The following is a 25,093-nucleotide window of genomic DNA, read 5'->3' as shown; positions in this document are numbered from 1 at the left end:
AAAACCATCCATGGCAATACTTGCTATTATCCTGTTTATCAGCATTTTCCTCCTGATCCTTTACGGTTATCCCGTAGCGCTTACCTTGGGCGGGCTTTCGGTGATCTACGCCTTGTGCTTTCTGGATCCGGCTGCTTTTTCCGCACTGCCTCCGCGCATCATGGGGGTCATGAGCAACTATGTGCTGCTGGCAGTACCCCTGTTCATCTACATGGGGATCATGCTCGAACGATCGGGGCTGGCGGAAAGCCTGTTGGAGACCATGGCCATTCTTTTCGGCAAGATCAAGGGAGGCCTGGCGATCTCGGTGCTGATCGTGGGTACGATGCTGGCGGCCTCTACGGGAATTGTGGGAGCGACGGTGATCACTATGGGACTGATCAGCCTGCCGGTTATGCTCAAGCGGGGCTACCAGCCGGAACTGGCTACGGGGACGATTGCCTCATCGGGTACGCTGGGGCAGATCATTCCGCCCTCGATCGTATTGGTCCTGCTGGGTAGTGTGCTGAACGTTTCGGTTGGTAAACTATTTGCGGCGGCGCTGGTACCGGGTATGATCCTGGTGGTGGCTTACATCATCTACACCCTGATCTTTGCGCATCTGCGCCCGGAACTCGCTCCGAGTATCCCGCCGGAGGAGATCGAACAATTTAAGAGCAAGGATTTCGGTAAGAAGGTAGTTAAGGCTTTTGTATTGCCCATCCTGTTGATCGTGGCCGTGCTGGGATCGATCTTTGCCGGTATCGCTTCGCCGACGGAAGCCGCGGCCGTGGGGGCGCTCGGTGCTTCCATCCTAACGATGATCCAGGGCAAATTCAACCTGGAAACCCTACAGTCCGTCATGCGGGAAACTACGCATCTGACCAGTATGGTATTCCTGATCCTGCTGGGCGCAACGACCTTTTCGTTTGTCTTTCGCGAGATGCAGGGCGATATTTTCCTGGTGGACCTCATCCGGAATTCCAATCTTTCGCCGATGATCTTCCTGTTGCTGGTGATGGCGATCGTATTTGTGGCCGGATTTTTCATTGATTTTATTGAGATCATTTTTATAATCGTACCGGTAGTGAGCCCGATCTTTGTGGAACTCAATATCGATCTGATCTGGATCGGAATTCTTCTGGCCCTCAATTTGCAGACCTCCTTCCTGACACCTCCATTTGGCTTCTCGCTTTTCTATCTGAAGGGCGTCGCCCCGCCGGGAGTGACTACGGGACATCTGTACCGGGGGATCATTCCCTTTCTGGTGATCCAGTTGCTGGTGCTACTGCTGGTCGTCTTTTTCCCGGATATTGCACTGATCCTGGTTCAGTAATTTCCCGATCCAAACCCAAAACAACTGAGGATGTCCAAGCCGCTGATCATGGTTATCGATACGCGTACGGGAACGCTTTCCGACGCAGCATCTACTTATGCGCTGTTCCAGGAATCCGCGGCGGACCTGTCCGTTACCCTGGACATCCATCGTGCTGCTGCCGACGCCATTATACCCATCGTCGCCTTGGCGGCTTCCCACCGCGAACTGCTGGGGGTGATCCTGTTGCGATCCCCGGAGGATCCAGTCCCTTCCCGGGAGCTGGAGCATTATTTCGAAAAGACCGATTTCCCCGTGGTAGAGTTGTTCCTGAACAGCCGGGGCCAACACCGGCGCATCGATAAACCCGAAGCGGACCGGAAGATCATCCGGACGATCTACGGCCGCCGCGAACGCGGGGTATTCTGGTCGATTCATTTCCTGTTGCACGCCAATGACTATCCCTACGAAACCCTTGCTTACGGTACGCTGGATTCGCAGATCGGTGATCTGATGCTCCCCGCCGGGGCTGGTCCGCATCCGGTCGTGATGCTGATCCACGGCGGTTTCTGGCGGGACGGCTATTACCGGGACAGTATGCACGGCATTGCGGCGGATCTGGCCAAAAAGGGCATCGCGGTCTGGAATATCGAGTACCGACGGGTAGGAGAGAGCGGCGGCGGTTTCCCGGAATCCCACCGGGATGTGTTGCTGGCCCTCAACCAGTTGCAGGAACTGGCCAAAGCCCATCCGCTCGATCTGGAGCGGGTAGCGGTGGTTGGCCATTCAGCGGGAGGGTATTTGTCGGTTTGGGCCAGTAGTATTCCGCAGGGATCACTGGCGGAAATTATGCCCGAACCGCAGGTGCCGGTTCGTCTGGGCATTTCACTGGCCGGGGTGACGGACCTGGATGAAGCTTACAAACACGGGGGCGGAGAAGAGGCCGCAACCCATTTTTTGAAATCTGCCGCTGAAGACCCATCTCTCCGGCAGGCGCTGTCCGTCGGGTATCTGCACTACGCAGCGGATACGGAACTGATCCTGGCCCACGGCAGTCTCGATGTCTACGTCCCGGTAGAACTCAGCGAATATACCTACGAGATCCTGCAGCAACGCGGCATCCCGGCCGAACTACTGATCTTCCCCGATACGGACCACAATGAGTTCGTCGATCCGGCTTCCAAAGAATGGCAAACGATCGCGGACCGGGTGGTCGGGGCATTAAAAAAACGGTAGACAGGATTTGGATCCCATCTACCGTTTTCCGGTAGTGCATATTGGAGGCCCAAGTAAGGTCCGGATCACTCCATCCTTAACACACTCTTACCGTCCACCTTCTCCGGTATCGTGGCCGTATTTATCCGAATACTTTTTGTACAACCACTGCTGGCGAGCGTCCATCTGGATCTTGCGACCCTGGATGTAAGCCTGCTCCACTTTGCTGGTGCGCATGTCCAGCAGGTCGCCTTCCACAATGAGGATCATGGCGTCTTTCCCCGTTTCCAGGCTACCCGCACGATCGGCAATGCCCAGCGCTTTAGCGGGATTCAGCGTCATGGCTTTGATCGCTTCTTCGTAATCCAGACCGTAGGCAACCGCCGTACCCGCATAGAAAGGCATGTTCCGGGCCGCATAACCCGCACCGCCGCTGATGATGATCTCAATACCCGCATCGGAAAACTCCTTCGCCATCTTGTAGGGAAAGATGGTGTCTTCATGATCGTAAGAGGGCAGACCGTGGATATCGCTCAGGATGACGGGGATCTTGTTTTCCACCAGGAAATCCTTGATGAGCAGGGCTTCGTAACCGCCGTCCACCACGATGCGCTGGACACCGTGCTTCCTGGCCATTTTCACCGCCGAAATGATCGCTTTAGCGTCATTCGTCCCGATGAACAGCGCTTTGGATCCGTCGAATAAGCCCTGCATTGCTTTCAGCTTCAGGTTGATGATGTCCGGATTGCCGATCCGACCGTAGGCGGCAGCATCGGTGAACAGCTGGTCCACCTCACTTACCGTCTTGTCGTAATTGGGATTGGGTCTGCTGTTGGTCTCACCCATCCACCAGCGGGGACTGAATTCCTTATTGGGCCAACCCATGTGGATGGCGTCATCCGTGTGGTAGGCGGCGTCTTCCCAGTTCCAGGCATCCAGTTGTACCACGGAGGAAGAACCGGAGATCACTCCGGATCTCGGCGCCGTCTGGGCCAGCAGAATACCGTTGAAACGGAAGGTCGGGATCAATTCGGAATCGGTATTGTACGCGACGATCGAGCGAACGTTTGGGTTGATATCTCCCTGTTCGGCAAAGTCGGCCGTAGCGCGTACGGAACTGACTTCCACCAGGCCCAGATCAGAAGAGGTGAGTACCAGTCCGGGATAAATGTGTTTGCCGCTGACGTCCATGACTTCGTAATTGCCCTGATCGGTCACGCTGGTGCCGGCGGGGCCGACAGCGGTGATCTTCCCGTCGGCAAAGGCAACGATCCCGTTTTCGATTACGTCACCGGTGCCGGTGTGGATGGTTGCACCCTGCAGCAAAATGGGTGTGTCCTGGGCCGGTGCGGGAACCACCCGGGTTTGAGCCGTCCCGTTCTTACCCAGGAACAGCGCAATGATGATCAAAAATGATATATGGAATTTTTTCATAGTTATTTCTTTCCAAAATTTAAGATTGGGAAATTAGGATAAAGGAAATTGGGACGTTTGTACATTCCATTCTCCGTACTAATTTCCTTCGTAAACGTGTACATCGTCACATTCCCAGTGGTGGCGGTACGTGGCCCGAGCCGGACGGGTGCTGCCACCTTTGGATTTGGCATCCCTCATTTTCTGTACCAGACGGGCCCGCTCTTCGCGGATCTCCTTTTTCATTTCCTGATCTTTCTCCATATCGTAGAAGACGGTGCCGTCTACGATGGTTTTTTCCGCCTGGGCGTAGATGGACAAGGGGTTGTCCGACCACAGCACCACATCCGCGTCTTTACCCACTTTGATACTGCCCATCCGATCGTCGAGGTGGAGCAGGGTAGCGGGGTTGATGGTTGCCATTTTGAAGGCTTCGTAGGGATCGAGATCCCCGTACTTGACCGCTTTGGCCGCTTCCTGGTTCAGACGGCGCATCAGAGAGGCATTATCCGAGTTAACGGCGGTAACCACGCCTTCGCGCATCATGATGGTCGAGTTGTAGGGGATGGCGTAACGCACCTCCCATTTGTAGGCCCACCAGTCGGAGAAGGTGGAGGCACCCACGCCGTGTTCCGCCATCTTGTCGGCTACTTTGTAACCTTCCAGGATGTGGGTGAAGGTATTGATGCGGAAGTCGAACTGCTCGGCAACCTTCATCAGCATGTTGATCTCCGATTGTACATATGAGTGGCAGGTAATGAAGCGCTCTTTATTCAGGATCTCCAGCATGGTTTCCATGGCCAGGTCCTTTCGTGGCTTTTCGGCTTTAGCTTTGGCGCTGGCCGAAAGCGCATTGTAGGTTTTCCATTTCTTTTCGTAGTCCCGGGCGCTCTGAAAAGCATCCACGTACACCTGCTCAACCCCCATCCGGGTCTGCGGGTAACGAATGGAGTTGTCGCTGCGGGAGCGTTTCACGTTCTCACCGAGCGCAAACTTGATGAATCCATCGGCATTGTCGATCTTCATCGATTCGGGAGCATGGCCCCAGCGCAGTTTGATCAGGGCGGACTGTCCGCCGATCGGGTTGGCCGATCCGTGCAGGATCTGAATGGCCGTCACGCCACCGGACAAAGCCCGGTAGATCTCCTGATCTTCGGAATCAACTACGTCCCCGATGCGCACCATGGAGGAGTTGGTCGCCCGGTCGTTGATGGAGCTGGCACCGATGTGAGAGTGTTCGTCGATGATGCCCGGGCTCAGGTGTTTGCCGGTACCATCGATCACGCGGGCACCGCGGGCAGCCAGGTTTTTGCCGATCTGAGTGATCTTGCCGTTTTCCAGCAATACGTCGGTATTTTCGAGCATGCCGGCTTCTTCCATGGTCCAGACGGTAGCATTTTTGATCAGGATATTTTCCTGTTGGGGGACTTCCTTATTGCCGTAGGCCACAAAGGGATAAATGACCTCACCCAGTTCGGGAGCCTTATCGCTGCCGCCGCGACCACCGCGTTCGCCTTTGGCTTCCAGCGGGTCAGCGTAGTTGGCCGACCAGTCTACCCAGGCACCGTTGGACATTTGTCCAGTACCCGCCAGGGATTTGTCCTGGATCCAGCCGGAAAGCGAGATCATGCCGCCTTCCTTATCCTTGGGATCAGGATTAAAGCTCAGGCTCACCATTTCTTCGTCGAGTGAGAGATTGACCTTTACATCGGTGGTGTCGTTGACGACGATCTTAGCCTGCGGGCGACCGGGTTTGCCGGAAATTTCCAGGTCATAGCTGTCTCCGCCCAGAGCCAGAACGTACTGTCCGCTCAGATCGGGAGCTACCATATCGTTGAGCTTGTAAGGCTTACCCTGGATCCAGTTCTCGTAGATGGTGGCATCCTCGTCGAATACGTTGCCCGAGGTAATGATGAAGTTGGCCACCATGCCTTCTTTCAGGCTGCCCACCATATCGGCTACACCCATTAGTTTGGCGGGTACTTCGGTCAGGGCCTTCAAAGCGGCATCTTCGGACAGACCGTAATCGATCGCTTTTCTCAGATTACTCCAGAAATCAGATTTTTTGGAAAGGCCATCTACGGTCAGGGCAAAGTCGATGCCCGCTTTTTCCAGGTAGCTCAGGTTGGCCGGAGCGAGTTCCCAGTGCTTCATGTTTTCCAGACTGACCTTGTACGCATCGATGGGATCGTCCACATTGTAGGCATCCGGGAAGTTCAGGGGAACGATCAGGGAGGCTCCGGTGGCTTTTACCTCATCCAGGCGCTGGTAGCTGTCGCCACCGGAACGCATGATGTATTGTACCCCGAATTCATCTCCGAGTTTGTCCGCCCGCAGAATGTTCACCCAGTTGTTGGCTTCAAAGATCTGCGGCATAGACTGGGTGTTGTTCCAGGCCTGAAGCGAGAGATCCGTAAAGGGTTGTACGGCGAAACTGCCGTACCATTCGGCATCCAGGTAAGTTTGTTTCAGAAGCGAAATATACCCCATGGCCGAAGAGGGATAATTCTGCCGGGAAGAACCCTTATTGAAGGAGTAGTGGGCGGCCGTTTTCGGGTCCAGTACGACCTGGTTGGGCGTATTGTCCGCCAGGGTAACCAGGGTAGAAGTACCCCGGGCCAGACCGTCGGAACGGAAACTCAGCACCGAACCGAAACCCAGATCGCGCCAGCCCTTGGCATCACGGTCGTTAACGGTGAAGACCTCCGCTGCGTTGAATTCGGACTTGATGGCCTCATTGCCATTGTAGGCACCGGCGGTATTGGATTGTATCTGCTCGGCACCACCGAATCCGCCACCGCGCGAGCGCTCGGCTTCGGGCATACCGTAATTCGTATACATGTCAATGAAGGAAGGGTAAATGAATTTTCCTCCAAGATCGACAGTCGTATAACCCTGAGGCACGCTCAGGCCCTTGCCGACCCCTTCGATCTTTCCGTTGCGGATGAGTAAGGTGGCTCCTTCTACTTTGGTATCGGAGCTGGTAAAAACGGTTGCATTGGTAAAAGCGTAGGCTTTTGACCGGACGTCCTGTACATCATTTACCGGAAATGTTTCCTGCGCCTGCAACAGGCCGGACATCCCCACTAAATAAAGCAGGAGTAGAGTGAGTTTTTTCATACTAGAAAATGTTAAGTGTTTAGAGCAACAAAAAATGAACTAAGAGCCTATCCAAAAACCATCCTTTGGTCTTAAAATAACCATTTATGGAACCTCATTTCGTCATTCCCTCCTTCCGTAGCGCTGCTACGAAACTCGAAAATGACTTCGTGAGCACCCAAATCTGGTCATTTTCGACAGCAAAAACGGTTTCTGGATAGGCTCTAAGAGCCAACCGGAACGGCGCAAGCCGACTAATTGGGGATCATAACAGATAAACCAGAAAAACTAAAAACGATACGTGTAAGGTTACCCTGCGATCAGGCAACCAGGCTTTCCTCTTTAAGGCATTCAAAAACCAGCTTGTAGAATTCGGGGTGGGACTGCCAGGTCTGACCGGTCACCAGTCTGCCGTCCTTGATGGCCTGGTGCTGGCCAATGAAAGTGCCTCCGCAGGATTCTACTTCAAACTTGACGTGTTCGTAACAGGTGATCTGCTTTCCGTCCACCAGGCCGGCCGTCACCAGCAACTGGATGCCGTGGCAGATGGCAAAGATAAATTTACCCGCTTCGGCAAATTCCTGGACGATCCGGATCAGACGCTTATCATTGCGCAGATATTCCGGAGCGCGACCACCGGGGATCATCACCGCGTGGTAGTCGGCGGTATCGACCTGGTCAAAACTAATATCCGATTCCACCAGGTAGCCCTGGCGTTCTACGTAGGTATCCCAACCCGGCTCAAAATCGTGGATCACCAGGTTCATGCGCTTCTTGCTGGGGGCGGCGATCACGGGCTGGTACCCGGATTCCCGGAAACGGTGGGAGGCGTACAGTACCTCGAAACTCTCTCCGGCGTCGCCGGTAATGATGAGTATTTTTTTACTTGGCATTGGTTTTCGTTTTATTAAATGTGTTGAAGTGTTGAGGTTGTAATGTGTTAATGTTGGTGGTCGGCTAGGGTTGATCTGAAAATTGTACTGACGTCCTTTCTGGTGCTGATGGATCAATGGTTTTACTCAATTGTTTTGCCGGATGCTAGGGATAGGAATACCTTCCAAATCAACCTTAAAACATTTCCACTTTAGCACGTTCACACTTTCTAAAGTCAACACCCTAACACCTCAAAACATCAACACATAATAACATTTCCACCTTAGCACTTTCACACCTTCTAACATCAAGTCAGAGAATCATAATACATCCGTTCCGACAGGTTCGCCCAATTGTTGGACTGTTGCTGAAACGTCTTGTATGATTCATACACCCGTTTGGTAAACGGATCCTGATCGGTCATTTCCTTAATAACTTGCTTCGTTTGATTACGCAATTCGCTGATGACATCCTCGGGGAAAGGGCGAATATCTACACCGGTTTCGATCATAGCGGCCAGCGTTGTTGCATTTCTCGCTTCCATGGTGGAAAGCACCCAGATATTCATCTGGGCCGCAGCGGTACGCAGGATGGCCTGCAGATCAGCGGGTAAGGCTTCGAATTTTTCCTTATTAAAGAGCAGTTCCAGAACCGTGCCCGGTTCGTGCCAGCCAGGATAGTAATAATATTTAGCAATTTCCTGGAAACCCATCAAATTGTCATGAAAAGGACAAAGCCATTCGGTGGCGTCGATCACGCCGCGTTCCAGGTTGGTATATAGTTCGCTGCCGGCCATCAGTACCGGCGAACCGCCGATCCGTTCGAATACTTTACCGCCCAGGCCAGGAATCCGCATTTTCAGGCCCTTGAGATCGGCCAGACTGTTGATCTCCCGGTTGAACCAGCCGCCCATTTGCACGCCGGTATTGCCGCCGGGCATGGGGAGCAGATTGTAGGGCGCGTACAGCTCTTCCCACAATTGCAGCCCACCGCCGGAGATCATCCAGGCGTTGGCCTGTTGGGCGTTCATTCCGAAAGGTACGGTGGAAAAGAACGGAGCGGACGGCAACTTTCCGGCCCAGTAATAGGCCGAGCCGCTGGCCATTTCCGCACCTCCGGTACGTACTGCGTCGAAAGCTTCCAGGGGAGGAACAAGCTCACCGCCGCCGTACACCTGGATGTGCAGGCGGCCACCGGACATCGCTTCCACCGAATCGGCAAACAACTGGCAGGCCTCCCCGATGATCGGAAAGTTCGGTGGCCAGGTGGTCACCATTTTCCAGTTGTGCCGCTGGCCGTCGATCGCGCCCACCTGTTGCCGGGACTGGGCGAAGTTCTTACCTAAAAAAGTACGCAGGAATACGGGCAGGCCGATAGTGCCGATGGCCAGACTCTTAAAGAAGGATTTCCGGTTGATTTTCATGGAGGAAATTTAAGAAAATTTGTTATTCCAAAGTTAGGGAAAGCCGGCCAAATAAAAAAAGCGGGACCAAAGGCCCCGCTCCTTAAAAACTCAAATCATTAATGTTATTCTAAAAACTCAACTCTAGTCGATATCGGTATTCGGTTTCCGGTGCACGGCACCGGACCCGCTTAAATGATCGTTGAGATCCCCTCGTTCACCTGATCATCCTTGATCATGAAGTCGGGTTCGGCGATCATATGAGCGATGGTGTCACCGATCTGCGTTGTTCCGTAAGTGATGCGTGGAGAAAGTTCGGGGGTACCGATACCTTTTTCCAGCAGGGTGGTTACTGCGGCGCGGATCACTTTAGCTTCTTCGAACAGCTCCAGACTATCCAACAGCATGGCTGCGGACAGAATAGCCGCCATGGGGTTGGCAATATCACTGCCGGCCGCCTGCGGGTACGAACCGTGGATCGGCTCGAACATAGAGGTGTGCAAACCGATGGAAGCGGAAGGCAGCAGGCCCATCGAGCCCGCAATCACACTCGCTTCGTCGGAAAGAATATCTCCGAACATATTGGAGGTAAGTACTACGTCAAACTGCTTGGGCCACTGGATCAGCTGCATAGCCGCGTTGTCCACAAACATGTAGTCCAGTTCGATATCCGGATAGCCGGTGCTCAGTTCCTGCACCACGTGGCGCCACAGCCGGGAGTTTTCCAGCACATTGGCTTTGTCTACCAGCGTTACCTTTTTGCGTCTTTGACGGGCGTGCTGGAAGGACAGATGGGTAATGCGTTCGATCTCTTCCCGCTTGTACAGGCAGGTATCGAATGCCGAGCTGTTGTCTTCGGCCCGTCCCTTTTCTCCGAAATAGATACCACCGGTCAGTTCGCGGAAGATAACGAGGTCCACATCCTTCACTTTGTTCTCCTTCAGCGGAGAAAGGTGGAGGAGGTTGGAATAAGTAGTTACCGGCCGGATATTGGCGTACAGTCCCAGTCCCTTACGCAGGGCCAGCAGGCCTTGCTCCGGACGTACCTTGGCGTTGGGATCATTGTCGTACTTGGGATCACCGATGGCGCCGAACAGTACCGCGTCGGCGTTCATACAGGCTTCCAGCGTCAGGTCGGGTAGGGGAGAGCCGGTCTTATCGATGGCGGTCGCACCTACATCCGCAAAACAGTATTCGAAATAATGATCGAAGCGGTCTCCGACGGCATCCAGGGCTTTGATGGCTTGCCAGGTAACTTCCGGTCCAATCCCGTCGCCGGGCAATACGGCTATCTTCTTTTTCATAATTGTTGGTGGTTATGCTCTTTGGGCTTCGTAAGCCTTAATCTCATCTTCTAAGCTCAGTAAATAATCGATATCGTCGTAGCCATTGATCAGGCACATTTTCTTGTAGGGATCGATCTCGAAAGAGGTCGACTGGCCGGTAGCTGCAATGGTGAAAGTCTGAGCTTCCAGGTCTACAACAAACTCAGCCTGGGGGGCGTTCTCTATGGCCGTAAAGATATCGTGCAGGAATGCTTCCGATACCTGTACCGGCAACAGGCCGTTATTCAGGGCGTTCCCGCGGAAAATATCCGCAAAGAAGCTGGATACCACTACCTTGAAGCCGTAGTCGTACAGCGCCCAGGCGGCGTGTTCGCGACTGGATCCGCAGCCGAAGTTCTTACCGGCTACCAGGATGGTCCCGCTGTAGGTCGGATTGTTCAGAATGAAATCCTCCTTGGGCGAGTCATCGGAATTGTAGCGCCAGTCGCGGAAGAGGTTGTCACCGAATCCATCGCGGGTGGTCGCTTTCAGAAAACGGGCGGGAATGATCTGATCCGTATCCACTTCTTCGATGGGGATCGGCACCGCCGTTGAATTTATCTTTTTGAACTTGTCCATGATATTTTTTGCTGGGGAGCGGGCGGGTAACCGTATCGACAGCTATCTGCCCCCTCCAATTTTTTAATTTAGTGCTTCCCGTACGTCAACGATACGGCCTTCGATGGCGGTAGCGGCCGCTACCAGCGGACTGGCCAGGATGGTGCGTGCACCCGGTCCCTGACGCCCTTCGAAGTTCCGGTTGGAAGTAGAGACACAGTATTTGCCTTTGGGCACTTTATCCTCGTTCATGCCCAGACAGGCCGAACAACCCGGCTCGCGGAAGTCAAATCCCGCTTCGCGGAAGATCTGATCCAGTCCCTCTTCCTGTACCTGGGCCATTACCTGCTGCGATCCCGGTACGATCATGGCGTTGACGTGTTCGGCTTTTTTCTTGCCGCGTACGTAGTCGGCCACCAGTCGCAGGTCTTCGATGCGGGAGTTGGTACAGCTGCCGATGAATACGTAGTCGATGGATTTACCCAGCAGTTGTTCGCCGGCTTTGAGGCCCATGTACTCCAGGGATTTGGCGAAAGTGGTCGGATTGTCCACGTCCTCCATTTTCGGGATATTACCGGTGATCTTAATACCCATACCCGGGTTGGTCCCGTAGGTGACCATGGGTTCGATGTCTTCGGCCGGGAAGTTGAACTCCTTGTCGAAAACGGCGTCCTCGTCGGTAAACAGCGTTTCCCAGTAGGCTTTTTTCTGATCGAACGCTTCGCCTTTAGGCGCAAATTTGCGTCCCTTCACGTATTCGAAGGTCTTTTCATCCGGTGCGATCAGACCGCCGCGGGCACCCATTTCGATGCTCATGTTGCAGATGGTCATCCGGCCTTCCATAGACAGTTCGCGGATAGCCGAGCCGGCGTATTCCACGAAGTACCCGGTTCCACCGCTGGCGGTCAGCTTGGAAATGATGTACAGGATGATATCTTTCGCCAGTACACCTTTGGACAATTTACCGTCCACGGTGATGCGCATCCGCTTCGGACGCTTTTGCAGCAGACACTGGGTAGCGAGTACCTGCTCTACCTGGCTGGTACCGATGCCGAAAGCGATGGTGCCGAAAGCGCCGTGCGTAGAGGTGTGACTATCGCCGCAAACGATGGTCATACCCGGCTGGGTGATACCCAGCTCCGGCCCGATCACGTGTACAATACCGTTGTGGTGGTGCCCCAGTCCGTAATAGTCTACGCCGAACTTTTCGCAGTTCTCGGCCAGTTTGTTGACCTGGAAGCGGGAGAGTTCTTCATTGATGGGCAGGTGTTGATTCTTGGTCGGTACGTTGTGGTCGGCGGTGGCTACGGTCTGTTGGGGCCGTGCTACCTGAATACCGCGCTTTTCCAGGCCCGCGAAAGCCTGCGGACTGGTTACCTCATGGATGAACTGCTGGTCGATATACAACACTTCGGTTCCACCCTCCACCTGGGCCACTACGTGGGCATCCCAGATCTTATCAAAAAGTGTCTTGCTCATGATTGTGATCAAATAATGAAATTGACAAAATAAATATATAGGTAGACGGTTGAAGGCCGACGGTTGAAGGTCGACGGTCAACGGTAAATTCTGGTGAAATTTGGTTAGTAAGGATTGGTATAAAAAGAAGCCGTACAAATATAATGACTATATCAATGACAATAAAAACGAAAGTATTACGAATACCGGATTTTTATCGCCATCGATACGGTCACTCTTACTAGTATGTTATACTGCTTAAAATTAGCCTTACGCAGTAGCACTACTCAATTTGGAGTTGATCAGTTTGCTCAGATCGTCATCCGAAACTTCTTTCTGGCGATCGGCGATCTCCAGAAATCCGGAATAGACTACATCGAGTTCTTCCTTGGTGAGGTTGTGCCCGATGTTTTTGGCGCGGTAGGCGATTGCCGCCCGACCGGAACGTGCCGTCAGTACGATCTTGGAATGATCTACTCCTACCTCTAACGGATCGATGATCTCGTAGGTTTCACGCTTTTTGATCACGCCGTCCTGGTGGATACCGGAAGAGTGGGCAAAAGCATTCGCGCCGACGATCGCTTTGTTCGGCTGTACTGGCATGCCCATACGCTCGGATACCAAACGACTGATCGGATTGAGCAGTGGAGTATTTATCTGATTCACCAAATTCAGGTGCTGGTGTTGTTTCATGATCATGACCACCTCTTCCAGGGAAGTGTTGCCGGCCCGCTCGCCGATACCGTTGATGGTACATTCGATCTGGCGGGCTCCGTTCTGAGCGCCGGCGATGGAGTTGGCGGTAGCCAGTCCCAGGTCGTTGTGGCAGTGGGTGGAAAGGATCGCCTTGTGGATGCCTTTCACGTTCTCCCGCAGGTAGCGGATCTTGGCGCCGTATTCTTCCGGCAGGCAGTACCCGGTCGTATCCGGAATGTTGAGCACGGTAGCTCCCGCCGCCACTACGGCCTCGATCACCCGGGCGAGGAACTCGTTGTCGGTGCGTCCGGCATCTTCCGCGTAGAATTCCACATCCTCTACAAAGCGCTTGGCGTGTTTGACCGCCATGACCGCCTTTTCAATGATCTTTTCGGGCGTGGTCTGTAGTTTGAATTTTATGTGGGATTCCGAGGTGCCGATCCCGGTATGGATCCGTGGGCGTTTAGCGTTCTTTACGGCGTCGGCAGCTACTTCAATATCTTTGGCAACGGCCCGGGACAGGCCGCACACTACCGGTTCGTTCACCGCTTTGGCAATCTCTACCACCGATCGGAAATCCCCCGGGCTGGATATCGGAAAACCAGCCTCGATTACATCTACTCCCAGTCGCTCTAGTTCTCTGGCTATTTCTACTTTCTGTTCGGTGTTCAGTTTGCAGCCCGGCACTTGTTCTCCGTCGCGCAGGGTCGTATCAAAAATGTAAATCCTATTGTCGGCCATGAATGGATTTTTTTAAAAAAGCTTATGTTTGTTTGCCACTTTGTGGAGTCACAAGTAAGTTAGTCGCAGGTCACAGGTCAGGTTTGGAGTGGACTTACGACTGAAGACTCACAACTTACGACTTTAGTATCTCAAATATATTCAGGACAGAGGGAGATCTAAAAACTAAAATTAGAATTACTCCAAAGTTTCAGCCGAATACAGTTTTTGCAAATGGCTGAACAACAGGGTTTTAAAAAATATAGAACTACAATGCCTAAACAGAAGACAGATGATCTCATCCAGTTGATAAGGTCGCTCACTCGCGCGGAAAAACGGCATTTTCGCCTCTTTGTGCGCCGCAACCAGTCTTCCGATGAGATCCTTTTCCTGCAGTTGTTTGATGTCATGGACCGGCATAAGGAATACGATGAAGCATTGATCCTACGCAAACTGCCCGCAATAAAGAAGAGTCAGTTATCCAATTTAAAGGCCCATTTATACAAGCAGCTGCTCACCAGTCTGCGCCTGTTGAACAAAAATTACAACGAGGATATTCAGATCCGGGAGACGATCGACTACGCCCGGGTGCTGTATAATAAAGGTCTGTACCGACAGAGCCTGGATATTCTGGATAAAGCCAAGGCGCGGGCCCTGAAGTTCAAGTTCAGCAGCCAGGCACTGGAGATCGTCGAGTTTGAAAAACTGATCGAAGGCCAGTACATTACCCGCAGCATTGAAGGCCGGGCCGAAGAACTGACGGAAAGCTCCATCCACCTCAACCGCGTCAACGAACAGACCCACTTGTTTTCCAATCTGGCGCTGCAACTCTACAGCCTGTATATAAAGGTGGGCTATGTCCGTAACGAAAAGGATCACTTTTTTGTCAAGGAGTTCTTCCAGTCGCATCTGCCCGCCGTGGGTTACGATGATCTGGAGTTTTGGGGAAAGGTCTACTTCTGCCAGTCTTACGTCTGGCTGTACCACATGACCCACGATTTTCGAATGAGTTACCGCTACGCCCAGAAGTGGGTCGATCTTTTCGACGACAACCAGGATATGATCACGCTGAACCTGCCTCTTTATTTAAAAGGTGTGCATAATCTGCTGGGATCACTTTTCAATGCCATGTACTACGATCGCTTCGTAGACGTGCTTTCCGAACTGGAAAGCCTGCCGGAGCGCTTCCCGGTCAAGCAGGAGAAGAACACGGAAGGCCTGTATCTGCTTTTCCGCTACGTCCACAGTATTGAAAGGCACTACCTGGAAGGTACTTTCACGGAGGGGCTGTCGCTGGTGCCGGAGATCATCGAACTGATCGAATCCGACGAGTACAACTGGGACCACCACCGCGAACTCATCTTTTATTACCGCATTGCCTGCCTCTACTTCGGCAGTGGTGACAACAGTAAGGCCATTGATTACCTGAACCTGATCATCAACCAGCGAAATCCGGATTACCGCGAAGACATTCAGGCTTTTGCCCGTATCCTTAACCTCATCGCTCACTTCGAACTGGGCAACGCCCAACTGGTGGAATACCAGGTCAAATCGGTCTATCGGTTCCTGGCCAAGAACAAGGACCTGCAGGAAGTCCAGCGCGAGATCTTCCGTTTTTTGCGCAAAACGCCCAAGATGCGGGCTTCCGAACTCCGCAAGGAATTCATCCGGCTAAAAGAAAAGCTCGTAAAACTGGAAAGCGATCCCTTCCAGCGTCGGCCCTTCCTGTACCTGGATATCATTTCCTGGTTGGAAAGTAAGATCGAAGACCGTAACGTTCAGGATATTATCCGCGAAAAATTTCTGCAGCGCCAGAAAGTGGCCCGCTAAAGTTAAATATCCCAAAATATCGGGCGGAAAGCGGATAGATTCATAAAAATGCCGTCCAATGGATATAAACAAAACCGCATACTGCATAAAGTATAAATTGCGCTGCGGGAGGGGATAAGTGGAGATAAATAAACAATATATGTTAAAAATGAGGGTTTAAAGGGGGTATTCGGCTTTTCAAAAGCATTTGAAAATTACAGTTATTATTTTTTACTATGTCACAAATTTGTGAGTATTTGTTTGTGCTGGCCTTATCCTTATCCTAAATTTGAACCATAAGCAATACTTCAGGATATCCGATATAGCGAAGTATTTTCCCTCAGACCGAATCACTCCTTACTAAATTACAACTAAAAAACACCGCACTATTCCATAATAATGCGGTAAAGCTTTGTAGCGCAAACTTAATGCGGTATTTTTATATACCATATTATCTGCAAGTTATAGACATCAATACAAAAAATAGGCGATCCAAAAAGCATACCATTGGTATTTAGAGCAACTCCCCACACGCAATTACCCAATTGTGCGCTCAATTGATTTTTAAAAGCAAGTAAACACAAAAGTCCGAAGACAGCGCTCTTGGGATGACGGTGGATTGTCTTATACCCGGACAAGCCCGTCTTCCCGAAGCCGGATACAAGAGAAAAGGTAAAACATGGATTCACTTAAAGAACTAGCAAGGATTATTCAAAATAACCGATTGGAGCAGGTTGATCTGCTCGGGTCGGAGGGTAAGGATGCCTCCAAGGTCAGCGAGTTTTACGAAGCGCTGCTGGACGGGCGGTTCGACGATGATGACGATGCGGCCGACTATTTTTTCGATGCGGATCGCAATCACTCCAGTTATCAGAAGCTGAAAAGCCGGACCAAAAGCACCCTGCTCAACCATGTCTTTTTTCTTAACGAGAACAATTCCGATTTTTCCAATCGCCAGCGGGCCTATTTCCGGTGCTACCGCTACTGGGCTGCTTCCAAGATCCTCTGGGGACTGTACGGCCGTCAGATCGGTTCGAACATCGCCGAGAAAGTACTGAAACAGGCCAAGTTCTTCGACTTTTCCGACATCGTAATGGATGTGGCGAAAAACCTGCGCATCACTTACGGTACCCGGGAAGGGAACCAGAAGCGGTTCGACGAATACAACCAACTCTATAAAAAATACCACCAGATCAATTATTACGAGGACCTGGCCGAAGAATACTACACCGAACTGAGTATGGGCCTGGTTAAGGAAAAAGGGATCGACCGGGAGCGGCACCTGAAAGCGAAGGCCTACTACGCCGAGCTGGAAGAGGTAATGCAAAAGTATGATGCCTACCGCCTGCACCTCAGTGGTAATCTGATCCGGATCATCGCCCACACCAGTGTGAATGATTACGAGAATACGATCCGGATCTGTGAAGAGGCGATCACCTTTTTCGAAAAGAAAAAATACGCGGCCCATTTACCGCTCCAGGTATTCTACTACCAGCTGATCGTGTGCCACACCCAGCTGAAACAGTACAATGCTGGAAAAAAAGCTGCGGAAAAGTGTCTGGACCTCCTGGAAGAAGGATCCTTCAACTGGTTCAAGTACCAGGAGCTGTATTTTATTCTCAGCACGCATACTCAGAACTATCAGCAGGCCTACCGGGTCTTCCTGAATACGGTAAATCACCGGCAGTACGATAAGCTGCCGGCCAATATGAAAGAGATCTGGAATATATTCGAGGCCTTCCTGCAGGCGCTCTATCACCTGGAGAAGGTGAAGGAGGAAGACGGGAACGACCACTTGAGTAAATTCCGTTACGGTCGCTTTATCAATGCCACTCCCCACCTCAACCGGGATAAACGCGGAATGAATATTCCGATCCTGGTGGCCCAGATCCTGACCCTGATCATTCACCGCAAATACACGCGGGCGATCGAGCGGATCGAAGCCATTGAGAAATACTGTAGTCGTTATCTGACCAAGGATGATACCTACCGCAGCAACTGCTTCATTAAGATGCTGTTGCAGATCCCGGCCAATAATTTTCACCGGGTTGCTGTGGAACGGAAAACGGCAAAATATCTGAAGAAATTACGATCAGTCCCCCTGGATATGGCCAAACAAACGCACGAAATCGAGATCATTCCCTACGAGGAACTCTGGACCATGGTGATCAGCTCGCTGGATACCAGTTTCCGTTCCGGGAAATCCCGTAAGGAAAGAAGTTTCGCCGGTCGAAAATCCAGGGCTGCTTCGAGTTAAAAATAACCAATCCTCTGAAACCCGTTTGAACCCCCTGATCTTCGCGATTTTCTCGTCTCCTTTACTAAATCTGAACCTGACACCCAAGTTTATTCTAAATCTATCCGGCAACGGAATGGAGTAGTGGTTTTATGCCGCTGCCAGACGGTTGTACGGTCTCGTTTTTGCCAAAGCGCGGAAGCAGTTATGTATATATTATTATTGAAATGTGAGATTTTTGACAGATCTCAGGATGTGATGATATTTTGCATAATTTTAAATCGAGTAAAGTGCTGTTAATCAGATTGTTGTAGAGTTGTAAATTCAAAACACAAGTCTGAATTACCTGGGTTTAACTCGTTTTTTGTCCTTGTTTCCGTTGTTATTTGGCAGTAATTTGTCAACACAAACTTTTAAATAATCTCATGTAAAATTTTTTAAAACGACAATTATCATGAAACAAATTTACACAAATGCCCCATCCGGTATTTCCCGGATCTCAACCAGAACTATGTCCGTAAACGGTCAATCAAAAGGCAAAAAGATCATCGTAGATATCATCGGCCCCAAAAAAGGCAAAAAATAAACCGGTCTTTTTACTTTAGTTCTGACCTAAGACAGGATCCCGAACTTCCCCCGTGGAGGTTCGGGATTTTCTTTTGGCATGAATGCTACCGCACCGGACTGCTGTCGAACTTCTGTACAGCGCCGGATTTTTTTAATAAAAACCAGCTTACTATCGGCTAAATTTCAATTTTGGGAGATTTTTGAAAATCGTAAATTATTGAAAAACAATTAGTTGATTGATTTAGTATTTAAAAGTGGTGGTGAAATAGATAGGGGTTGGATGTGTAATTTGTCCTAGATTATGAAGGAGAGGGCCCTTATCTTTGTAATGTACTTAATAAGAAAGAGAAAAAGTTCTACCCTTACTATTAAGATACTTTATGTGACCATGTTTTGATTAAGTGCAGACTACCGGGCGGGAGAGCCCGCGCCGGTAGTTCGGTTTTGCGGGAATCAATGGTCCGCCAGGTTTCGGAAATTAAGCTCCGTAACCGGTCAGTTTCGGCTCTGCAAGGAGGCGATAAAGAGACAGTTTTTACTGACTGTCAGCTGTTTGCCGATACTGATTACTGTTTTGAGTAAGATGGTTGTACCTAAATATGTTGGGCTGGGGCAAAAAATGTCCCAGCTTTTTTTCTTACTCACAATTATAGGCTAAACTTCGCATGAAACAAAAAAATAGCGCGGGAGAGTTGTTCTGTCTGATGAACAACCTCCCGTTTTTTTTTAATATGTCCTAAACAAAAGGGAGCATTTATTGTAAAAGCTTGATTTTTCTTTTATTTTTGCTACGTTGTTCCAGTTGAACAAACATTGTCCTCATCCTCAATCTACCCTTATCTTGATGCTGTAAGGCGCCATAACGGTGTTTTTATGCAGCCCTGATTCCGATTTATTTTAAGAAATGTGTGCTGTAAGCTATTGTGGATCACAGAGATATAAATTTTTCTAGCTAAGCAATAAGTTCATTCAGTTTATAACTGAAGACTATATATAAAAAGACGACGACCACCCTGTCGGGCAACCGGCAAGGTTTTTTAACATTTTTATACTACTAATTACTACAAATCAAATCATTATTCTCATGAAGCAATTCTCCTCTAAGGGGTTAGCTTTAGGTAGATATTGTATGTTTGTCTTACTGGCATTCGTATTTTATTTACCCACCTCGCAAGCCCAGAAAGTAGAAAAGCTCGAACAAGGCGCCAATGGTAAGGCCGAAACACCGCTGAATACGGTGGACTGGGTTACCGGTAACGTCAACGAGCAAAAAGCGCACTTTGCCGAGTGCATGACCATTCCCTATCATTTAGAACTTTTGGATCTGGTACCCGGAACGACCTACTGCGTCACTTTGGGTTACGATACTAAGCGGGGAGATCGGCACGCTATTGACTTCCTGACCTCATATCGGGCCGATGTAGTCAATGAGCATACCGATATTTTCGGCCATCCGCATAATCCGGATGTTATGCCCGAATTGATCGATCCGCTGATCAACACCAACCTGGAGGGATTGACCCTTACCGAGCAACAAATTGCTCTGCCGGCTCCCTCTTTCCCGATGGCTGGTGTAACTCCGGTCGATCCGAGTACGCACTATCAGAATGCAGTGGTCGGTGCCGGTGAAGATTACATTTCTCTCTGGAACGGTACTTTCGTCGGTATGCCTTGCATGCAAACGGAATCGGACCTGAATACCGATAATGCTTTTGCCGGAGTGAAAGTTTGCTTTCAGGTAGACGCGAATGAAAGCACCGTAGTATTAGCCTGGGGTGGTCATATCGCCGCTTCGGAAGTATGGGGAGAAGGTACTTCCGCTACCGATATTACGGGTAGCCCCTACCATATGTTCGTTGCTGCCTGTGGTAATGATGATTACCAGGGTAACGTCAACGGCCAGTGTACCATGGGTGAATTGACCGCTGCTACCGGCGACCTGGACGGTTGCGGTAATAAAGAAGTACAGCTGCAGGCAAGTGCCGTAGTTGCACCGGCCGAATGTTTCGTTACCGGTCCTAATCCGATCTGTGGCGATGATGAGGGTTTCTATACCGCCACCCTGCCTGCGGGCACCGGCACGATCGTTGCCGTAGACTGGGAAATCACCGAAATGGGTGGTGATGTTGCCAACTTTACTACCACCGGCAACAACAGCGCTTCGGATAACTCCGCACCATATACTATAGGTGTAACCGGTGTAAGCGGTGGCACTTTCACACTGACAGCCACGATCACCTACTGCCCCGACGGCTTGGTGTGTAACGGTATGGGCATGTTGGAGGAAGTGGTTTGCGTGCGCGAGGTGATGGTCACCGAGCCTCCGACCGTTTCCGTGGATGATGACTTCGAACTTTGTGTCGATGACGATCCGGCAAAACTAACCGGTTCTCCCACACCCCTAGGGAATGGTGATTTGGGTTGCTTTATGATGGATGCGTCAACCCCGGCTCCCGGTGCTTTGACCGATATCGGTATGGGTATGGCTACCTTCGACCCCGCAATTGCCGGCGTTGGTACCTATATTATTGCCTACCAATATACCACAGCTGATGGTTGTAGTGCAGAAGACTATGTGACGATCACAGTGAATCCACTGCCGGTAATCACCGGTCCTGCCGCTATTTGTGATAATGATGATGAAGCTGAATTCTCCGGTGACGGTGACGGCGGCTCTTTTAGCATAGATCCGCCTCTGGCCGGTTTCGTTGATAACGGAGACGATACCGCTACCCTGACTCCGGGTATCGATGACGAAGGATCTTACACTATTACTTATACGAATGAAAATGGTTGTGAAACTTCCATTCCTTTTACCATTTACGATTCTCCGGTAGTGAGCCTTACCGGTCCGGAAGAACTCTGCGAAGAAGATGATCCGGTATTATTTACCGGAAGCATTAATGGCGGCAGCGGCGTCGGTGGTACGTTCTCCATCAACCCGAATACCGGCGGCTTTGCGGATAACGGTAACGGTACGGCTACCCTCGATCCCAACCTGGCCGGCGACGGTGAATACACCATCACCTTCACCTATACGGATAATAACCAGTGTACCGATGACGACACGTTCGTCGTGACGGTCAATCCGACCCCCGAAGTGGCTATTAGTCAAACCGGAGTCCCCTGCGATGATGAAACCCTGACTTTTACCGGCATGGTCAACGGCGCGAATGCGACGGGTGGTACATTTACAATCAATCCGGCACCGGCCGGAACCTTTACGGATAATGGCGACGGCACGGCCAGTTTCACCAATGATCCGGTAAATGATGTTGGTGTCTTTACCATTACTTTTGCCTTTACGGATGCCAACGGCTGTTCCGCTGAAGTAGACCTGATGCTCGATCTGGAGCAGTGCTGCATGTTTTTCGCAACTTGTGCGCTGGATGACGCCGTGCAAATGGTGGAATACTGCGACTACGATGCGTTCCTGGCGGATAATCCGTTCCTGACCGACATTACTGACGTATTCTCTATGGTTACCGACCGCCCCTGCGGGGATTTGGTCATGGTGGCCGACGATGTTGTCGGTGGTACACTTTGCCCGGATGGAATTTCCGTTATTCGTCGTTACTTCCTCTTTGATGACCTGAACGAAAACGGTGAATTTGATCAGGGGGAAATGTTCGTACAGTGTAACCAACAATATCTGATCGAAGATAATACCGCACCGGAGATCACTTGCCCGGTGGGTATCCTAGGATTGCCCTGTGATTTCGTTCTTGATCCTCCCTACACCACCGTATCTGGTTTTATAGCGGCGGGCGGTACCGTATTTGAGGAATGCTCTGACGTGGCAGATATGACCATTGATGTCGAAGAGCAAATGACCGGAGATATCTGCAGTGGTCGCACACTGACCCGCATCTATACGATCACCGACGAATGTGGTAATGTTTCCGAAAGCTGTGAGCAGAACTTTAGCTGGCTGCCGCCGGCAGAAGCCACTGCTACTGCACCGGAATTTGATGACGAGATCAGCTGTGCCGAAGCGGTTGCATTCATTGCACCTAGTGTGGTATTCAGCAATGGCCAGACCGATGACTGTGAGATATCCGTAACCGTTCAGCCGACCGTTATACCTGACTTTAATCAATGTGACGGAGGAACCATAACGGTTTCCTACAGCTCTTCGGATCAATGTGGCCGGCCACTTGAGCTGGGGCCGTTTGTGATCGATGTATTACCGGCTCCTTTCCCGACCATCGGAGAACCGGACCTGCCGGCAAGCCTGAGCTGCGCTGACGCCTTTGCGTTTGACGAAGATGATGCCGGACTGGTACTGTATGATAACAATGAAGATGGCGTTTGTGAGATCAGTGGTTCACTGACTCCGACGATCGGACGCGATTTTGACAAGTGTGGCGGTACGATCTTTGTGGCTTACTCTGGAGTTATCTGTGGTAATGCCATCAATACCATCACTTACGAGATCGAGGTTGAGCCAGCAGCTGCTCCCGAATTCGAGTCTGAGCCGGGAGACATTACTGTTGATTGCATTGATGATGTAGTAACCAATGATCTGGCCTATGATAATGGTGAAGACGGCGAGTGCGAGATCAGCGGAACCGTAACTTCTACGCTCGAAGAGGTAGTGCCTTATGACGGTTGTAACGGTTCTTTCCGCGAAGTTTGGACCTACACGGATGAGTGTGGCCGGACCATTGAGGATTCTCGTCTCGTCACGATCAGCCGTGCGGTTTCCGTATTGGCAGAAACGGTAGAAGACGTAGTTTGCTCCAATGCTACCGAAGTCTTGATCTCCTACGCGGTTGCCGGTGAGCCCGGTATTCCCGACGAATATATGATCGATGCGGACGCAGCGGCCGAAGCTGCCGGATTTGCGGATGTAGACTGGACGGCCCTGCCGGGTTCTCCGCTGACCTACTCCATGTCCGGAGATACCGAACCGGGTATTTACAACTTCGTATTTAAAGTACGGGATTCTGACTGCCCTTCTTGTATAGCGGAAACTCCGTTCACTATCGAAGTAGTACCGCCGGATTACAATCTGGTCTGTGTTGGCCAGGTGAATGTCAATCTGCAGGATAACTGCCAGGCTACCCTGGACTGGGACGATGTACTGAATGGTACTTTCTTCTGCCTGGATGAGTCCGACTATGAGATCATCGTAGAAGATGGAGACACTTCCAACGGTGGAACCGTTGATGAGTGTGGCAAATACAAATACTCCGTAACCGGACCGGAAGGTGAGTCTATCTGCTGGGGCTATGTACTGGCCGAAGACAAGCAGGCTCCGGTACTGGAATACTGCCCGGAAGATGTATCCGGCTGGGATACTTATAACTACGGCTACCAGGAATTCATTTGCACGGATATCGATAAACTGTTGCTGGACGGCCCGGTAACTTACGTACTGGATGCGGACGGTAACCTGATCGAAGGTTCCATTTCTTCCAAGCACGCCAAGTGGCTGTTCAAGCACGTTTCCGGCTACGCTAAGTTCACCGACAACTGCGGTGACATCACCGTAACGGTAACGGATGAGGTGATTACCGGATATGACCCTAACTGCGATGACGTAGTGATCCGCCGGAAATTCACGGCTGTGGATTCCTGCAAAGAGCTGGCATCTCCGGATGTATGCTACCAGGATATCATCATCGGCAAGCCTTCTCTGGACGACGTTTACTGCCCGAAAGATGCTGAGCTGGACTGCGAAGACGACATCAAACTGGACGCTAAAGGTAACCCTCATCCCGATGAGACCGGCTATCCTTGGTTGTACCAGGCTTTTGACGTTGACTACGTAAAAGGTGAAGACGACTGGGCAGACTACGAGCACAAAGCTTACCTGAACCAGACTTTCTGCAACCTGGGTGCTTCTTACACCGACGGTGAGCGGATCGAAGTTTGTGAAGGAACTTACAAAATCGTTCGTACCTGGGAGATCCTCGACTGGTGTGTTGAGGGCTACGCCCGGGTTCGTGAGTGCAAGCAAACCATCAAAGTGGGCGACCTGTCCAAGCCGGTGGTAAGCTGCGAAGAAGTGGATTACGACAACGACGGTCACAAAGACCTGCGTACGTACTCTACCGGTCCTTACGACTGTACTGCTGCTTTTGCAGTACCGATGCCGGTGGTGGAAGACAACTGCTCCAGCTGGGAAGTACTGACTGAGATTGTTGGTTTCTCTACTGACGGTCCTGTTGTTGCTACCATCGCTCCTGGTGCATCTCGCTATGTATCCGGTATTCCTCTGGGTTGCCACTTCATCAAGTACACGGTTACTGATGCTTGCGGTAACAAAGAAGTGATCTTCTGCGCCTTCCAGGTAGAAGACCAGGTTGAGCCGATCGCAGTATGCGACGACGATCTGAACGTATCTATCGGTGGCCAGGGACTGGCTCGCGTATACGCTGACGACATCGACGAAGGAAGCTCTGACAATTGCGGACCGATCC

The 25,093-nt window shown here is 51.2% G+C and carries 13 protein-coding genes and 1 pseudogene; 6 read left to right on the top strand and 8 right to left on the bottom strand.

Annotated features, from left to right (window positions below):
* The first annotated feature begins 10 nt into the window (after positions 1–10).
* Complete coding sequence (locus tag CRP01_RS30870) at positions 11–1,315, top strand: TRAP transporter large permease (RefSeq protein WP_099153935.1); 1,305 nt, start codon at positions 11–13, stop codon at positions 1,313–1,315.
* A gap of 30 nt (positions 1,316–1,345) precedes the next feature.
* Complete coding sequence (locus CRP01_RS30865) at positions 1,346–2,530, top strand: alpha/beta hydrolase family protein (protein WP_099153934.1); 1,185 nt, start codon at positions 1,346–1,348, stop codon at positions 2,528–2,530.
* An 87-nt stretch (positions 2,531–2,617) separates the two neighbouring features.
* On the opposite strand, the gene CRP01_RS30860 is transcribed toward CRP01_RS30865, so the two are convergent.
* The 8 genes from CRP01_RS30860 to CRP01_RS30825 all read right to left on the bottom strand — a co-directional run bounded on the left by CRP01_RS30860 (position 2,618) and on the right by CRP01_RS30825 (position 14,074).
* Entirely contained in the window at positions 2,618–3,943 is a 1,326-nt protein-coding gene (locus CRP01_RS30860) for an amidohydrolase family protein (protein ID WP_099153933.1), read from the bottom strand.
* A gap of 78 nt (positions 3,944–4,021) precedes the next feature.
* Positions 4,022–7,042, bottom strand: coding sequence for an amidohydrolase family protein (locus tag CRP01_RS30855; RefSeq protein ID WP_099153932.1), 3,021 nt, complete (start codon positions 7,040–7,042; stop codon positions 4,022–4,024).
* A 299-nt stretch (positions 7,043–7,341) separates the two neighbouring features.
* Entirely contained in the window at positions 7,342–7,914 is a 573-nt protein-coding gene (locus tag CRP01_RS30850; RefSeq protein ID WP_099153931.1) for a DJ-1/PfpI family protein, read from the bottom strand.
* 287 nt (positions 7,915–8,201) lie between these two features.
* Positions 8,202–9,317, bottom strand: a complete 1,116-nt coding sequence (locus CRP01_RS30845; protein WP_099153930.1) for a TRAP transporter substrate-binding protein — start codon at positions 9,315–9,317, stop codon at positions 8,202–8,204.
* A gap of 170 nt (positions 9,318–9,487) precedes the next feature.
* Complete coding sequence (gene leuB / locus CRP01_RS30840) at positions 9,488–10,600, bottom strand: 3-isopropylmalate dehydrogenase (protein WP_099153929.1); 1,113 nt, start codon at positions 10,598–10,600, stop codon at positions 9,488–9,490.
* A 12-nt stretch (positions 10,601–10,612) separates the two neighbouring features.
* Entirely contained in the window at positions 10,613–11,200 is a 588-nt protein-coding gene (gene leuD, locus CRP01_RS30835; RefSeq protein ID WP_099153928.1) for a 3-isopropylmalate dehydratase small subunit, read from the bottom strand.
* A 63-nt stretch (positions 11,201–11,263) separates the two neighbouring features.
* Complete coding sequence (leuC, locus tag CRP01_RS30830; RefSeq protein WP_099153927.1) at positions 11,264–12,658, bottom strand: 3-isopropylmalate dehydratase large subunit; 1,395 nt, start codon at positions 12,656–12,658, stop codon at positions 11,264–11,266.
* Positions 12,659–12,907: 249 nt separating this feature from the next.
* Complete coding sequence (locus CRP01_RS30825) at positions 12,908–14,074, bottom strand: 2-isopropylmalate synthase (protein ID WP_099153926.1); 1,167 nt, start codon at positions 14,072–14,074, stop codon at positions 12,908–12,910.
* A 252-nt stretch (positions 14,075–14,326) separates the two neighbouring features.
* Here CRP01_RS30825 and CRP01_RS30820 point away from each other — a divergent pair, with 252 nt between their 5' ends.
* The 4 genes and pseudogenes from CRP01_RS30820 to CRP01_RS30810 form a co-directional block, all read left to right on the top strand.
* Entirely contained in the window at positions 14,327–15,883 is a 1,557-nt protein-coding gene (locus CRP01_RS30820) for a hypothetical protein (protein ID WP_099153925.1), read from the top strand.
* Between the two features lie 658 nt (positions 15,884–16,541).
* Entirely contained in the window at positions 16,542–18,119 is a 1,578-nt protein-coding gene (locus CRP01_RS30815; RefSeq protein WP_143473599.1) for a hypothetical protein, read from the top strand.
* A gap of 433 nt (positions 18,120–18,552) precedes the next feature.
* Positions 18,553–18,684, top strand: coding sequence for a hypothetical protein (locus CRP01_RS43230; RefSeq protein WP_262510343.1), 132 nt, complete (start codon positions 18,553–18,555; stop codon positions 18,682–18,684).
* A 1,110-nt stretch (positions 18,685–19,794) separates the two neighbouring features.
* A pseudogene (locus CRP01_RS30810) lies at positions 19,795–25,093 on the top strand (hypothetical protein); the annotation flags it as partial.

The organism is Flavilitoribacter nigricans DSM 23189 = NBRC 102662 (genome assembly GCF_002646595.1).
In the GTDB taxonomy this organism is placed as follows: domain Bacteria; phylum Bacteroidota; class Bacteroidia; order Chitinophagales; family Saprospiraceae; genus Flavilitoribacter; species Flavilitoribacter nigricans.
This window is presented reverse-complemented; position numbering and strand designations above follow the sequence as displayed.